General features: G+C 59.9%; 13 protein-coding genes. 11 read left to right on the top strand and 2 right to left on the bottom strand.

Annotation, left to right across the window (positions count from 1 at the left end):
* Window positions 1-60: 60 nt before the first annotated feature.
* Window positions 61-825, top strand: a complete 765-nt coding sequence (locus tag QMX93_RS17090; RefSeq protein ID WP_282357251.1) for a sulfite exporter TauE/SafE family protein — start codon at window positions 61-63, stop codon at window positions 823-825.
* Here the strand turns inward: QMX93_RS17090 and QMX93_RS17085 are convergent.
* Entirely contained in the window at window positions 815-1129 is a 315-nt protein-coding gene (locus QMX93_RS17085) for a putative quinol monooxygenase (protein WP_212549781.1), read from the bottom strand. The two genes, QMX93_RS17090 and QMX93_RS17085, sit on opposite strands and share 11 nt — an antisense overlap.
* A gap of 185 nt (window positions 1130-1314) precedes the next feature.
* On the opposite strand from QMX93_RS17085, the gene QMX93_RS17080 reads away from it, so the two are divergent.
* The 7 genes from QMX93_RS17080 to QMX93_RS17050 all read left to right on the top strand — a co-directional run bounded on the left by QMX93_RS17080 (window position 1315) and on the right by QMX93_RS17050 (window position 8747).
* Window positions 1315-1905, top strand: coding sequence for an NAD(P)H-dependent oxidoreductase (locus tag QMX93_RS17080; RefSeq protein ID WP_008083391.1), 591 nt, complete (start codon window positions 1315-1317; stop codon window positions 1903-1905).
* Between the two features lie 243 nt (window positions 1906-2148).
* On the top strand, window positions 2149-3060 hold the full coding sequence (locus QMX93_RS17075; RefSeq protein ID WP_053116979.1) for a LysR family transcriptional regulator: 912 nt from the start codon (window positions 2149-2151) through the stop codon (window positions 3058-3060).
* Between the two features lie 103 nt (window positions 3061-3163).
* Window positions 3164-4057, top strand: a complete 894-nt coding sequence (locus QMX93_RS17070; protein ID WP_282357247.1) for an NAD-dependent epimerase/dehydratase family protein — start codon at window positions 3164-3166, stop codon at window positions 4055-4057.
* A gap of 484 nt (window positions 4058-4541) precedes the next feature.
* Window positions 4542-5891, top strand: a complete 1350-nt coding sequence (locus tag QMX93_RS17065) for a GntP family permease (protein ID WP_282357245.1) — start codon at window positions 4542-4544, stop codon at window positions 5889-5891.
* 15 nt (window positions 5892-5906) lie between these two features.
* On the top strand, window positions 5907-6767 hold the full coding sequence (locus QMX93_RS17060; RefSeq protein WP_053116981.1) for a MurR/RpiR family transcriptional regulator: 861 nt from the start codon (window positions 5907-5909) through the stop codon (window positions 6765-6767).
* A 1-nt stretch (window position 6768) separates the two neighbouring features.
* Window positions 6769-8244 (top strand): D-aminoacylase, encoded by a 1476-nt coding sequence (locus QMX93_RS17055; RefSeq protein ID WP_282357243.1) that lies wholly within the window; start codon window positions 6769-6771, stop codon window positions 8242-8244.
* Window positions 8245-8378: 134 nt separating this feature from the next.
* Window positions 8379-8747 carry a glyoxalase superfamily protein gene (locus tag QMX93_RS17050; protein ID WP_126359889.1) on the top strand — a complete coding sequence of 123 codons (369 nt, stop codon included), beginning with the start codon at window positions 8379-8381 and terminating at the stop codon, window positions 8745-8747.
* Window positions 8748-9485: 738 nt separating this feature from the next.
* Here the strand turns inward: QMX93_RS17050 and QMX93_RS17045 are convergent.
* Complete coding sequence (locus QMX93_RS17045; protein ID WP_053116985.1) at window positions 9486-10502, bottom strand: AraC family transcriptional regulator; 1017 nt, start codon at window positions 10500-10502, stop codon at window positions 9486-9488.
* Between the two features lie 209 nt (window positions 10503-10711).
* Between QMX93_RS17045 and QMX93_RS17040 the strand changes: the two genes are divergently transcribed.
* Genes QMX93_RS17040 through QMX93_RS17030 form a run of 3 tightly spaced genes read left to right on the top strand, consistent with a single transcriptional unit; the run spans window position 10712 to window position 15497 of the window.
* Window positions 10712-12307, top strand: coding sequence for an FAD-binding oxidoreductase (locus QMX93_RS17040; protein WP_282357237.1), 1596 nt, complete (start codon window positions 10712-10714; stop codon window positions 12305-12307).
* A gap of 5 nt (window positions 12308-12312) precedes the next feature.
* Window positions 12313-13908, top strand: a complete 1596-nt coding sequence (locus tag QMX93_RS17035) for a glycerol-3-phosphate dehydrogenase/oxidase (RefSeq protein WP_282357235.1) — start codon at window positions 12313-12315, stop codon at window positions 13906-13908.
* Between the two features lie 20 nt (window positions 13909-13928).
* A complete protein-coding gene (locus QMX93_RS17030) occupies window positions 13929-15497 on the top strand; it encodes an FGGY-family carbohydrate kinase (RefSeq protein ID WP_282357233.1) in 1569 nt (522 codons plus the stop codon).
* Window positions 15498-15630 lie beyond the last annotated feature (133 nt).

Here is a 15630-nt window from a genome sequence, read left to right as displayed (position 1 = left end):
AGAGGCACCCTCAGTATATGGCAGATTTTCAGCCAACCCCGACCAGCGCACCATACCGCCATGAACACACTCACAGACTTCTACCAACACCTGGGCCTGACCCTGTCCCTGCTTGTCATCGCCACCTTCATCCTCGCCGGCCTGATCAAAGGCATCATCGGTCTCGGCCTGCCCACCGTCGCCATGGGCCTGCTCGGTCTGGCTATGGCGCCATCGCAGGCAGCCGCGTTGTTGATCATCCCGGCTACCCTGACCAACCTCTGGCAACTGGCATTCGGCGGGCATTTAAAAGGCCTGATCAAACGCCTCTGGCCGATGCTGCTGATGATCTTCCTCGGTACCGGCATCGGCACGTTGTGGATCGGCATGGCCGGCGGACATTGGGTGGTGCGCGGGCTCGGCGCGGCGTTGCTGTTGTATGCGTTGAGCGGATTGTTCCTGCCGACGCTGAGCGTAAATCCCCGCCACGAACCCTGGCTCGGCGCGGCCTGCGGTTTAATCACCGGCGTCATCACTTCAGCCACTGGCGTGTTCGTGATTCCGGCGGTGCCCTACCTGCAGGCGCTGGGTTTGAACCGCGACGAGTTGGTGCAGGCACTCGGCCTGTCCTTCACCGTTTCGACTCTGGCGCTGGCCGGCGGTTTGCTCTGGCGCGGCGCACTCGGCGGCGGTGAATTGAGCGCCTCGCTGCTGGCGCTGATCCCGGCAGTGCTGGGCATGTTGCTCGGCCAATGGCTGCGGCAACGCATCAGCGCCGGACTATTCAAACGGGTTTTCTTCATCGGTCTGGGCGCGCTCGGCGCCCATTTATTGATCAGCGGTTAGCCGACGCTTCGCTGAGCATGTCGATGGCGCGAATGTCGAAATCGCGTTCCAGATAGTCCATGCGCTCGGCGAAAAACGCCTTCATGTGCGGCAGATTCGAGTGCACATCCAGGTGCGCCTGGCTCTCCCAGATCTCGTAGAAGATAAACAGCGACGGATCTTCCTTGTCGCGCAGCATGTGGTACTCGATGCAGCCGGGCTCGGCGCGGCTCGGTTCAACGTAAGCACGAAACAGCGCCTCGAAGGCCTCGGCTTTTTCCGGGCGGGTCTTGGCGTGCAGGATAAAACCCTGGCGTTCACTCATCACAACGACTCCTCAAATACAGATGGCCGAGCATGCTATGGCAACAATCTGTGTTCGATTCGTGCTTTTTGGTCAAATGTATTTTGCGCAATCACGGCTTATTCCGCGCGAGGCAGATCGTTAATCTGCCGCCATTCCAGTTTCCCTTCTCCACCCAGCCGGAATGGCTGCGCCGAGGCTTTCTCATGAAAAAAGTATTGTTGCTGAATGGCGGTAAAAAATTCGCCCACTCTGATGGTCGTTACAACGCCACTCTGCACGAAGCGGCGCTGAGCGTGCTGGATCGCGGCGGGCTCGACGTCAAAACCACCTTCATCGATGAGGGCTACGACGTCGCTGAAGAAGTGGCGAAATTCCTCTGGGCCGACGTAATCATTTATCAGATGCCGGGCTGGTGGATGGGCGCGCCGTGGACGGTGAAAAAGTACCTCGACGAAGTCTTCACCGAAGGCCACGGCAGCCTCTACGCCAGCGATGGCCGCACCCGCTCCGACGCCTCGCAGAAGTACGGCAGCGGCGGTCTGATTCAGGGCAAGCAATACATGCTGTCGCTGACCTGGAACGCACCGCAGCAAGCCTTCGATGACCCGACTGATTTCTTTGAGGCCAAAGGTGTTGATGCGGTGTACTTCCCGTTCCACAAGGCCAATGAGTTTCTGGGCATGACCGCGTTGCCGACGTTCCTGTGTGTGGATGTGATGAAGCGTCCGAACATCGAAGGTGATGTAGCGCGTTATGAGCAGCATCTGACCGAGGTGTTTGGCCTTAAGGCTTAAGATGATTTCCTGTGGCGAGGGAATTTATCTGTGGTGATGGGATTTATTGTGGCGAGGGGATTTATCCCCGATGGGGCGCGAAGCGGCCCCGCTCTTGATCTTGAAACAGAGCGGCCTGCTGCGCAGTCCATCGGGGATAAATCCCCTCGCCACAAGTAGATCTCTGTGAACAGAAAATTCCCCGCCCGCCCAAGCCATTCTTTCACCACAATACAGGGGTGATGACCATCGTAAGGGACACCCGTGAAAGCCAGATCCGATGAGTTGCAGATTTTCGTCTGCGTGATCGAGTGCGGTTCCATCTCCGCCGCTGCCGAGCAGGTCGGGCAAACGCCTTCGGCCGTCAGCCGCACGCTGTCGAAGCTGGAAGCCAAACTCGACACCACGCTGATCAACCGCACCACGCGGCGCATGGATCTGACCGAAGAGGGCAAGTACTTCTTCGAGCACGCCAAGCTGATTCTCGATCAGATGGATCAACTCGAAGAACGCCTGTCCTCACGCCAGCAAACTCCGTCCGGGCGCTTGCGCATCAACGCGGCGTCGCCGTTCATGCTCCACGCCGTCGTCCCCTACATCGACGAATTCCGCCGGCTCTACCCGGACATTCAGCTAGAACTGAACAGCAATGACCTGATCATTGACCTGCTGGAACAAAGCACCGACATCGCCATCCGCATCGGCACCCTCGCCGATTCGACGCTGCACGCGCGTTCGCTCGGTTGCAGTCCGCTGCTGATCGTCGCCAGTCCTGCGTATCTGGAAAAACACGGCGCGCCGCAGCAAGTCGCTGATCTGAGCGAACACACTTTGCTCGGCTTCACTCAGAACGAAGGCCTCAACCAATGGCCGCTGCGTTACGTGCACGGCGACCGCTGGCCGATCACCCCGGCGATCAGCGCCTCCAGCGGCGAGACTGTGCGGCATCTGGCGCTGGAAGGGCAGGGCATCGCTTGCCTGTCGCATTTCATGACCATCGACGACATCCGTGCCGGCCGTTTGAAAGTCCTGCTCGGCGAATTCAACAGCGGTTATCGCCAGCCGATCAACGCGGTGTACTACCGTAACTCGCAACTGGCGCTGCGCATTCAGTGCTTCCTCGACTTTATCCAGAGCAAACTCGCCGCCTACGCCAGCGCCGATTTCAAGGGCTGATTCGTGACCTCTGCGCAAGAGTGAATTGGGCGGGAGCGGGTTTTTCCCCCGGGCTCACGGGCCGATACTCGTCCCATCACTTACTCACGCAGGGAGTTTCTCCATGAACGTATTCGTCACCGGCGCTGCCGGTTTTATCGGCGGCTCGATCGCTACCGGTCTGGTTCAGGCCGGGCACAACGTCACCGGCCTGGTGCGCAGCGCTGAACAGGCTGATGAGCTGAAAGCACTCGGCATCACCCCGGTTATCGGCACACTCGACGACCAAGCACTGCTCGCCGAACAGGCCCGCGCCGCCGACGCCGTGATCAACGCCGCCAGCAGCGACCATCGCGGCGCGGTGGAAGCGTTGCTCGATGCTTTGCGCGGTACCAACAAAGTGTTCCTGCACACCAGCGGTTCGAGCATCGTTGGCGATGCGTCGGGCGGCAAGTCCAGCGACGTCATCTACTACGAAGACAATCTGCCGGAGCCGACCGTCGATAAAGCCGCACGCGTGGCCATCGACAACCTGATTCTCGCAGCGGCGAAGGATGGCGTTAACTCCGCCGTCATCTGCAACACGCTGATCTACGGGCATAGCCTGGGCGTCAATCGCGACAGCGTGCAATTGCCGCGACTGCTCAAACAAGCGCGCAAAAGCGGTGTCGTTCGTCACGTGGGTACTGGCCAAAACATCTGGTCCAACGTGCACATCGAAGACGTCGTCGCCCTCTACCTGCTGGCGCTGACCAAAAACGTTCCGGGCACTTTCTACTTTGTTGAAAGCGGCGAAGCGTCGTTTATCGACATGACCACCGCCATGGCCCAAGCGCTGAACCTGGGCCAACCGCAAGACTGGCCATTGAAAGACGCTGAAGCCGAATGGGGCTATGAAATGGCCAACTATGGCCTCGGTTCCAACAGCCGTGTGCGCGGCAAACATACACGCGAAATACTGGGCTGGACGCCGAAGCGCACGTCAGTGGTTGAATGGATTCGTAACGAAATGGTGTGAGTTCACGCAAAACCGAGTGAAGCCATTCGCGAGCAAGCCCGCTCCCACAGTTTGACCGCATTCTCACTGAAGGAATGCACTCAAAACTGTGGGAGCGAGCTTGCTCGCGAATGCGGTATCCCTGGCAACACAGATATTGAATGTGCAACCGCCATCGCCAGGCTGGCTCCCACAATTTGACCGCATTCTCACTGAAGAAATGCACTCAAACTGTAGGAGCAAAGCTTGCTCGCGAAAGCGCTGTGTCAGTCGATAGAAATGTCGAATGTGACACCGTCTTCGCGAGCAAGCTCGGCTCCTACAGGTCTTGTGTGGACATGAAAATTCGCTGGGTGGATTTTCATTAATCGCGACAAAACATATCCATTTACGACATCCCTTACCTCTCCACGAAAATTACTTTCATGCGGTTTGAAATCTCGATCTCGAAATGATTTATGAGTTTCACAACCCATTCGAACGTGACCCTTTCGAGGAGTACCGCATGACGCCTGACTTCGGCTATTGGCTGCTGGTTTATGCAGCCGTTGCCATCATTGCTTTGATCGTGTTGATCGCCCGTTACCGGCTCAATCCGTTCATTGTCATTACCTTGATTTCCATCGGCTTGGCGCTGGTGGCCGGGATGCCGGCCTCCGGGGTTGTCGGGGCGTATGAGGCCGGGGTGGGCAAGACGCTGGGGCATATTGCGCTGGTGGTCGCGCTGGGGACGATGCTTGGCAAGATGATGGCCGAGTCCGGCGGCGCCGAGCAGTTGGCGCGTACGCTGATCGATAAATTCGGTGAAAAAAATGCGCACTGGGCGATGGTCTGCATCGCGTTTCTGGTCGGTTTGCCGCTGTTCTTCGAGGTCGGTTTTGTCTTGCTGGTGCCGATTGCGTTTACCGTGGCGCGCCGCGTGGGTGTGTCGATTCTGATGGTCGGTTTGCCGATGGTCGCCGGTCTGTCGGTGGTGCACGCGCTGGTGCCGCCGCACCCGGCGGCGATGCTGGCGGTGCAGGCCTACCACGCGTCGGTCGGGCAGACCTTGCTCTACGCGATTGCCATCGGCATTCCTACGGCAATCATTGCTGGCCCGCTGTACGCCAAATTCATCGTGCCGCGCATTCAATTGCCGGCGGATAACCCCCTGGAAAAACAATTCCTCGATCGCGAACCGCGCGACAAACTGCCGGGTTTCGGCATCACCATGGCGACCATTCTGTTGCCGGTGGTGTTGATGCTGATCGGTGGCTGGGCCAACCTGATTTCCACGCCGGGCAGCGGTTTCAACCAGTTCCTGCTGTTCATCGGCAACTCGGTGATCGCGCTGTTGCTGGCGACGTTGCTGAGTTTCTGGACGCTGGGTATCGCCCAGGGTTTCAGCCGTGAATCGATCCTCAAATTCACCAACGAATGCCTCGCGCCAACGGCCAGTATCACTTTGCTGGTCGGCGCTGGCGGCGGTTTGAACCGCATTCTGGTCGACGCGGGCGTCACCGATCAGATCGTCGGCCTCGCTCACGAATTCCACCTGTCGCCGCTGATCATGGGCTGGCTGTTTGCAGCGCTGATGCGCATCGCCACAGGCTCGGCGACCGTGGCCATGACCACTGCGTCCGGAGTGGTCGCGCCGGTGGCCATTGGTCTGGGATATCCACACCCGGAACTGTTGGTGCTGGCGACCGGCGCCGGGTCGGTTATCTTTTCCCACGTCAACGACGGCGGCTTCTGGTTGATCAAGGAATACTTCAACATGACGGTCGCCCAGACTTTCAAGACCTGGACTGTATTGGAGACCCTGATTTCGGTGGTCGCTTTTGCAATGACCCTCGGTCTTTCTTATCTGCTGTAACCGGAGCCAGCCGTCATGGACATCCTTTATCAGATCCGCGCCCGTCAGGATTCCTTCAGCGCCGGCGAAGGCCGTATCGCCCGGCTGATGCTCGACGACGTCGGTTTCGCCGCGAGTGCCAGCCTCGAAGACCTCGCGCAACGCGCCGAAGTCAGCACCGCCACGCTATCGCGTTTTGCGCGTACGGTAGGCTGCCGCGACCTGCGCGATCTGCGTCTGCAACTGGCCCAAGCCAGCGGGGTGGGCAGCCGTTTTCTCGACCCTGCGGGTACGCCCGACCAGTCAGCGTTCTACGGACAAATCGTCGGCGATATCGAAACCACCTTGCGTCAGCATCTGGCCGGTTTCGATGAATCACGTTTCGCCGATGCAGTGAGATTGCTCGGCCAGGCGCGGATGATTCACGCGTTCGGCATGGGCGGGTGCTCGACCCTGTGCAGCGATGAATTGCAGGTGCGGCTGGTGCGCCTCGGCTACCCGGTTGCGGTGTGTCATGACGCGGTGATGATGCGCGTCACCGCCGCCAGCCTCAACGCCGAACAAGTGGTTATCGTCTGTTCGCTGACTGGCATCACCCCGGAGCTTTTGGAAACTGTCGAACTGGCGCGCAACTACGGCGCACGTATTCTCGCCATCACCCGCGCCGACTCGCCGCTGGCCGAATTGGCCGACGTCGTGCTGCCGCTGCAGAGTGCGGAAACCTCGTTCATTTTCAAACCGACGGCGGCGCGCTACGGCATGCTGCTCGCCATCGACGTGCTCGCCACCGAGCTGGCGCTGGCCAATCCTGAAGACAATCAAGAACGTCTGCGGCGGATCAAACTGGCCCTCGACGAATACCGTGGCGGCGACGATCACCTGCCGCTGGGAGACTGACATGTTGTACGACACCCTGATTCGCAATGCCCTGATCATCGACGGCAGCAACACGCCCGGCTACCAGGCCGACGTGGCCATCCGCGATGGCCGTATCGAGCGCATCGGCGATTTGTCCGAGGCCACGGCGACCGAAGAAATCGACGCCGCCGGCCGCGTGCTGGCGCCGGGTTTTATCGACGTGCACACCCATGACGACACGGTGGTGATTCGTCAGCCAGAGATGCTGCCAAAACTCAGCCAAGGCGTGACCACGGTGATTGTCGGCAACTGCGGGATCAGCGCCTCGCCCGTGAGTTTGAAAGGCATTCCGCCGGATCCGATGAACTTGCTCGGCACTGCGTCGGCGTTCGTTTATCCCCGTTTCAGCGATTACCGCGCGGCGGTGGAAGCGGCGAACACCACGCTGAACGTCGCCGCACTGATCGGCCACACGGCGCTGCGCAGCAATCATCTGGATGACCTGTTGCGCACCGCGACGCCGGAAGAAATCACGGCGATGCGCGAGCAATTGCGTGAAAGCCTTGAGGACGGTGCGTTAGGTTTATCCACAGGTCTGGCCTACGCCAGCGCTTACAACGCGTCCACCGATGAAGTGATGCAACTGACCGAAGAACTCACGGCATTCGGCGCGGTGTACACCACCCATTTGCGCAGCGAATTCGCCCCGGTTCTGGAGGCGATGGATGAGGCGTTTCAGATCGGTCGTCACGCTAAATCGCCGGTGATTATTTCCCACCTCAAATGTGCCGGCGTGGGTAACTGGGGGCGCAGCCCTGAGCTCCTCGCTTCATTGGAAGAAGCCGCGAAAACCCACCCGGTCGGCTGCGATTGTTACCCGTATGCGGCGAGTTCTTCGACGCTGGATTTGAAGCAAGTCACCGATGCGCATCGCATCACCATCACCTGGTCGACGCCGCATCCGGAAGTCAGCGGTCGCGACTTGATCGACATCGCTGCGGAATGGAATCTGCCGCTGCTTGATGCCGCGAAACGCTTGCAACCGGCGGGGGCTGTTTACTACGGCATGGACGAGGCGGATGTACGAAGAATCCTCGCCCATCCGCTTTCGATGGTCGGCTCTGATGGACTGCCGGAAGATCCGTTCCCGCATCCACGCCTGTGGGGCGCGTTCCCACGGGTGTTGGGACATTTCAGTCGCGACGTCGGCCTGTTTCCGCTGCACACCGCTGTGCACAAGATGACCGGGCTGTCGGCGGCGCGGTTTGGTTTGAAGGCGCGCGGCGAGATTCGTGAAGGTTTTTGGGCGGATCTGGTGTTGTTCGATCCGGCGACGGTGCGTGATGTCGCCGATTTCAACGATCCGCAAAGAGCGGCGCAGGGTATTGACGGGGTTTGGGTTAATGGCGTGTTGAGTTACCGCGACGGGCAGGCAAATGGGCGCAGGGAAGGGCGGTTTCTGGCGCGCGAAGGTGATTTACGCAAAGGATTTCATCAGTCGAAATCCCCCCTGTAGAAGCTGCCGAAGGCTGCGATCTTTTGATCTACGTCTCATAGTGGCAATCTGAGATTAAAGAAAGCCATCAACAAGCCGAATTCCTGACATCCACCCCGTCTACACTGTGGGGCCAACCAGTCAGGGAGCACCCCATGAGCTTCGGCAAAACCACCCCGATCCTGCGGATCTTCGATGAAGCCAAAGCGGTAGAGTTTTACGTCGACTTTCTCGGATTCAAGATCGACTGGCAGCATCGCTTTGAAGCGAATTTCCCGCTGTACCTGCAGGTGTCGCGTGGCGAGTGTGTGCTGCATTTGTCCGAGCACCATGGCGACGCGAGCCCGGGTTCGGCGCTGCGTATCGAGACGGATGAGCTGGAGGCGTTTCAGCAGCAATTGATCGCCAAAGACTACAAGTTCTCGCATCCGCAGATTCAGGCGATGCCGTGGGGGAGTCAGGACATGACGATTGCGGATCCGTTTGGCAATCGGTTGGTGTTTACCAATGCGATTAGCCTCTAGAACGAAAAGCCCCTCACCCTAGCCCTCCCGAAACGTCGAACCGCCCGGAGGGAGAGGGGACTGACCGAGGTGTATGAAGTTATCCATCGACCTGAGAGATCTGCAGCGATTATGGATTCAAAGCAGCACTTTCAGGTCGATGTCATTCACAAATATCCCCCGGTCGGCCCCCTCTCCCTCTGGGAGAGGGCTGGGGTGAGGGTAGAAGCGGTTCACCCCGGATGTGACTGTCGAATCCGGTTGGTTTTTACCGATGCGATCAGCCTCTGAGGCTAATGAAGCGAAAAGCCCCTCACCCTAGCCCTCTCCCGGAGGGAGAGGGGACTGACCGAGGTGAATGAAGCTATCCATCGACCTGAAAGACCGAGTCGATTATGGATTCACAGCCTGTTTTTCAGGTCGGTGTAATTCACAAATATCCCCCGGTCGGCCCCCTCTCCCTCTGGGAGAGGGCTGGGGTGAGGGTAGAAGCGGTTCACCCCGGATGTGACTGTCGAATCCGGTTGGTTTTTACCGATGCGATCAGCCTCTGAGGCTAATGAAGCGAAAAGCCCCTCACCCTAGCCCTCTCCCGGAGGGAGAGGGGACTGACCGAGGTGAATGAAGCTATCCATCGACCTGAAAGACCGAGTCGATTATGGATTCACAGCCTGTTTTTCAGGTCGGTGTAATTCACAAATATCCCTCGGTCGGCCCCCTCTCCCTCCGGGAGAGGGCTGGGGTGAGGGTAAAAGCGGTTCACCCCCGATGCATCTGCCGAAACTCCCCCGGCGGCATCCCGCGGCGGCTCTTGAACGTGCGGTGAAACGACCTCGGTTCGGTAAACCCCAGATACTGCGCGATGTCCTGAATCGGCAACGTACTGTTGAGCAAATAATGCTCAGCCAGCTCCTGGCGCAAATCATCCAGAATCTGCTGATACGACGTCCCCGCCTGATGCAATTGGCGCTGTAACGTACGCACCGACACCGCCAGATGCTCAGCCACCTGTTCCTTGCGCGGCAAGCCTTCCTTGAGCAACTGCCGCAGAATGTTCTTCACCTGCTGCTCCAGCGACGCATCCTCCAGCGTTGCCATCAACCCCAGCGCATGTTCCTCCAGGGTGCGCAGTAACTGCGCATCGGCCTGACGCAGCGGTAACTGCAAATACGCCAGCGGCACGATCAGCGCCGAATACGCCTGATCAAACACCACCGGGCAATCGAAAAACGCCTCGTACTGCGCAGGCGTCGCCTCGGCCGGGCATGAATGTTCGAGCCAGACTGCGGCTGGCGACATCTGCGTATCGGCGATCCAGCGCGCATATTGCAGCCAGGAACCGAGCACATTTTCCACCAGATGCCGGCGAATCCGTGGGCGCTGATAACGGCACGTCCAGATCAGATGCACATGGCCATCCAGCACTTCGGCACGACTCACGCCCATGTCGCCGACCAGTTTTTCGAACGGCATGATCCGGCTCATCGCATCGCCCAACGTCGCGCAGTTCATGGTGATGTAACCGAGCACGCTCCACGAATTGGGCAGGACGAAATTCGCCGCGTTGAGCCCGAACAACGGATCCCCCGAGTGTTCGCAGAAATAATCCAGCAGCCGCTCATGCGCCTCACCGGGCAAACGCAGGGTGTTGTCGCTCAACTGCTGCGCCTGCAAACCCGCCGCCGCCAACGCCGGTTCGACGGCCATGCCCAGTTGCTCGGCGTGGCGCAGGTATTTGAGCAGGGGCGGAACTGAGGTGAAGCCGAGCGATTGCATGATCCCTTCCTTTGATCGACGGCCGCGCGGGCGGATGAATGCCTGAAAGGTAATTTGAAACCACGACTAAAGTAAATGGCTGACGCTTGCGCGACGTTTGACTCAATTGGCTACACGAACTGGCCGGATGCGACCGTGACACTTTGCGGCCGCTGGCTAGTATGGGGGCCTGAAATATCACTGATCTGACGGCAAAAAAGGACACACGCATGCGACGCTGGAACGGCTGGGGAGATGCAACCACGGTGGTCGAACTGCCGGCCCAGGGCGCGGAGTTTCTTCATGAGCGACTGGGCGAGGGGCGCGCGCTGCCCGATGCCACGCTTGAAGCCGCATTGGCGCGTGTGCCGGCCTCGCGATTGCCGGCGCACAACGTGTACAGCATTGATGCCCACGACCGTTTGTTGCATGCGCGGGGCCAGAGTCTGCCGGACTGGCTGGCGTTGCGCGAAGGTGCACTGGGCAATTATCCCGATGCAGTGGCGTTTCCCGAGACCGCTGAGCATATTCGCAAGTTGCTGGCGCTCGCCCACGAACAGGACTTGTGCCTGATCCCGTATGGCGGCGGCACCTCGGTGGCCGGGCACATCAATCCGCCGGATTCAGCGCGGCCAGTGGTGACGGTGTCACTGGCGCGGATGAATCGCCTGATCGATCTCGACGAACAAAGCCTGCTGGCGACGTTCGGCCCCGGTGCGAGTGGGCCGCAGGTGGAAAGTCAGTTGCGTGCGCGGGGCTACACGTTGGGGCATTTTCCACAGTCGTGGGAGTTGTCGACGTTGGGTGGTTGGGTTGCCAGTCGTTCCAGCGGTCAGCAGTCGTTGCGCTATGGCCGGATCGAGCAACTATTTGCGGGCGGAACGCTGGAAACCTTTGCCGGGCCGATGCACATTCCAACCTTTCCGGCTTCGGCTGCCGGTCCCGATTTGCGCGAAGTGGTGCTCGGTTGCGAGGGCCGTTTCGGGATCATTTCCGAGGTCAAGGTGCGGGTCAGCGCGTTGCCGGCGGATGAGCGTTTCTACGGTGTATTTCTGCCCTCTTGGACCAAGGCCCTGCAAGCCATCCGCCAATTGGCCCAGGCACGCGTGCCGCTGTCGATGCTGCGTTTATCCAACGCCGTGGAAACCGAAACGCAACTGGCGCTGGCCGGTCATCCACAACAAATCGCCTGGCTGGAAAAGTATCTGAAGCTAAGGGGGGCAGCTGAGGGCAAATGCCTGCTGACCTTCGGCGTCACCGGCAATCGCCGACAAAACGCATTGTCGCTGACACAGGCGCGGCAACATCTGAAGGCGTTCGGCGGCGTGTTCACCGGCACCTTGCTCGGCAAGAAATGGGCGCAGAACCGCTTCCGATTCCCTTACCTGCGCGAAAATCTGTGGAACGCCGGTTACGTGGTCGACACCCTCGAAACCGCCACCGACTGGAGCAACGTCGACAACCTGCTCAATCTCATCGAAAACAGCCTGCGCGAGGCCTTGGCGGCCGAAGGCGAACGCGTGCATGTGTTCACCCACTTGTCCCACGTCTACGGCGAAGGTTCGAGCATCTACACCACTTACGTGTTTCGCCCGGCGGCTGACTATCCGGCGACGCTCGCGCGCTGGAAAGCGCTCAAACACGCGGCCAGCCAGACCATCGTCGACAACCACGGCACCATCAGTCACCAACACGGCGTCGGCAAGGATCACGCGCCGTACCTGGTGCGTGAGAAGGGCGCACTGGCGATGGATACTTTGCAGGCGTTGAGCAAACACTTCGATCCGGCCGGGCGCCTCAACCCCGGCACGCTGTTGCCGGAGTGATGGCCATGAGTCAAGACTGGAACGCCGCGTGGCGCCAGCAAGTTCTGCCGACGCTGGCCGAGGAAACTTGGGATCTGATCGTCATTGGTGGCGGCATCAGCGGCGCCGGAATCCTGCGTGAAGCTGCACGCCGAGGCTGGCGCTGCCTGTTGCTGGAACAGCGTGATTTTGCCTGGGGCACGTCCAGTCGATCGTCGAAAATGGTTCATGGCGGTTTGCGTTACATCGCCAAGGGCCAGTGGCGTCTGACCCGCGATTCGGTGCGCGAGCGTCAGCGCTTGCTCGACGAAGCGCCGGGGCTGGTCGAGCCGATGAGCTTCATGATGCCGCACTATCGCGGCGGCTTCCCCGGGCCTCGGGTATTGGGTGGCTTGCTGAGCGTTTACGACGCCTTGGCGGGGCGGCGCAGCCATCGTTTTCATGATGCACAACAGCTTCGATATCTGGCGCCGGGCGTGAAGGAAAATGACTTGCTCGGCGGCACCAGTTTTGTCGATGCGCTGACGGATGACGCGCGATTGGTGATGCGCGTGTTGAGCGAGGCGCGAGCGGATGGCGCGGTCGTGGTCAATGGCGTTCGCGTCGAGCATTTGCTGCGAGAAAACGGGCGAGTGTGCGGCGTTCTGATCGAAGACTGCGAGGCCGGGGCGACCCTGCAATTACGCTGTGGCGTTATCGCCGTGGCCACCGGCGCCTGGGCTGAACGCTTGCGGCCGACTGAGGCACCACGGCAATTACGGCCGTTGCGCGGCAGTCATTTGTTGCTGCCGGGTTGGCGTTTACCCGTGGCGCAGGCGTTCACGTTTTTGCATGAGCGCGACCGTCGACCGGTGTTCGTTTTTCCGTGGGAGGGCGCGACGGTGGTCGGCACCACGGATCTCGATCATCGCGAAGATCTGGATCACAGCGCGAGCATCAGCGGCGAAGAACTCGACTATCTGCTGGCTGCCTGCACACAGCAATTTCCTGGTGCAGAAGTGACGGCCAATGACGTGCTGTCGACATGGTCGGGCGTACGTCCGGTCGTCGGCAGTGCGGCGGGCAATCATCAAGACCAACCGTCGAACGAAACCCGTGAACATGTGCTGTGGCAGGAGCCCGGATGCGTGACGCTGGCCGGCGGCAAACTGACCACGTTTCGCCCGCAAGCCATCGAAGTGCTCAAGGCCTGCGCGGACATGCTCGAACGTCCCTTCGTCGATGACGCCGCGCCGGTGTTTGCCGCCGTACCTGCGCTGGCGATTGCAGAATTGAGCAACCAGCAATGGCAACGACTGGCCGGAAGGCATGGCCGAAACCTGCCGAGGCTGGCGCAACTGATCAACGATATCGGCCACGAAACGGTCGGCGCCACGGACACCTTGTGGGCGGAACTGGCCTTCGCTTGCGAAGCGGAAATGGTTCTGCACCTCGACGATCTACTGTTGCGCCGCACGCGTCTCGGCCTTTTGCTGCCTCACGGTGGCGAAGACTATTTCACCGCCATCCGCCAAATCTGCCAGCCACGACTCGGCTGGAGCGACGCATACTGGCAGCAGGAAATTCAGCGTTATCGGGCGTTGTGGCAACGCCATCACGGTCTGCCGGATGCCACGCCTTGATGCCCCTTGAAGAGAGCTCCATGGATAACCACCCGAACAAGCGTTACTTGCTGGCGATCGACAACGGCACCCAGAGCGTGCGCGCGTTGCTCTTCGATCTGCAGGGCAATTTGCTCGGTAAAGGCAAGGTCGAACTGCAGGCGTATTACTCGACGCAACCGGGTTGGGCCGAGCAGGATCCGGAGTATTACTGGGCGAAACTCGGCGAGGCGTGTCAGCAAGTCTGGGCGCAAACCGGCATTGATCGTTCGCAGATTGCTGGCGTTTCCCTGACCACCCAGCGCGGCACGGTGATCAACGTTGATGCCGAAGGCAAACCGCTGCGCCCGGCGATTTTGTGGCTTGATCAGCGCCAGAGTGAAGTCGAGGGCGGGATCAAAGGGCCGTGGGGCTGGCTGTTCAAACTGGTCGGCGCGCAGGGCACGGTGGATTATTTTCGCGCCCAGGCTGAGGCGAACTGGATTGCGCAGCATCAGCCACAAGTGTGGGCGGCGACGGACAAGTTTTTGCTGCTGTCGGGGTTTCTCACCCATCGACTGTGCGGACGTTTTGTCGACTCGGTGGGTTGCTGCGTCGGCTATCTGCCGTTCGATTTCAAACGGCTGAAATGGGCCGCGCCGAGTGACTGGAAATGGCAGGCGCTGGCGGTACGTCCCGAGCAATTGCCGACCCTGCACAAACCCGGTGAAACCCTCGGCTACATCACCGCTGAAGCGGCTCGCCACACCGGCATTCCCGAAGGCTTGCCGCTGATTGCGGCGGGCGCCGACAAGGCTTGCGAAGTGGTCGGTGCCGGCGTGGTCGATGCGGGCACGGTGTGCCTGTCCTACGGCACCACGGCGACGATCACCAGCACCCGTTCGCGCTATCTGGAAATCGTCCCGTTGATTCCGCCGTACCCGTCGGCGGTGCCCGATCAGTTCAACTGCGAGGTGATGATTTATCGCGGTTACTGGATGGTCAGCTGGTTCAAGAACGAGTTCGGTTTGCGCGAGATGCAGCAGGCCAAAGAGCAGGGCATCGAGCCGGAGCAATTGTTCGATGCGCTGGTCGATGCGGTGCCACCGGGCTCGATGGGTTTGATGCTGCAACCGTATTGGTCACCGGGGATTCGCGAGCCCGGCGTGGAAGCGAAGGGCGCGATGATCGGCTTCGGCGATGTGCACACCCGCGCGCATATTTACCGGGCGATTCTTGAGGGGCTGGCGTATGCCTTGCGCCAAGGCATGGAGAATATCGAGCGGCGTTCAAAGGTTTCGGTGAAGCGCCTGCGCGTGGCCGGTGGCGGATCGCAGAGTGATGCGGCGATGCAGCTTACGGCGAATATTTTCGGCCTGCCGGCGGAGCGACCGCATGTGTACGAAGCATCTGGCTTGGGGGCGGCGATCTGCTGTGCGGTGGGATTGGGATTGCACACAGATTTCCCCACGGCCATCGCGGAAATGACCCGAGTAGGCGCGGTATTCCACCCCCAACCCGAGGCACAAAAAATCTACGAGCAACTGTACAAAGAGGTTTACCTGCGCATGTACCGCCAGCTCAAACCGCTCTACCAAAGCATCCGCAAAATCACCGGCTACCCCGCCTAAAAGCACACCACAATTCCCCTGTAGGAGCTGCCGAAGGCTGCGATCTTTTGATCTTGTTTTTTAAGATCAACATCAAAAGATCGCAGCCATCGGCAGCTCCTACAGGGATCGTATCGTCACCTGAAATCGCGTA

The sequence above is a fragment of the Pseudomonas sp. PS01303 genome (assembly GCF_029959385.1).
GTDB classification, from domain to species: domain Bacteria; phylum Pseudomonadota; class Gammaproteobacteria; order Pseudomonadales; family Pseudomonadaceae; genus Aquipseudomonas; species Aquipseudomonas rustica.
The sequence above is the reverse complement of the archived record's forward strand: the minus strand, read 5'-3'. Positions and strand labels throughout refer to the sequence as shown.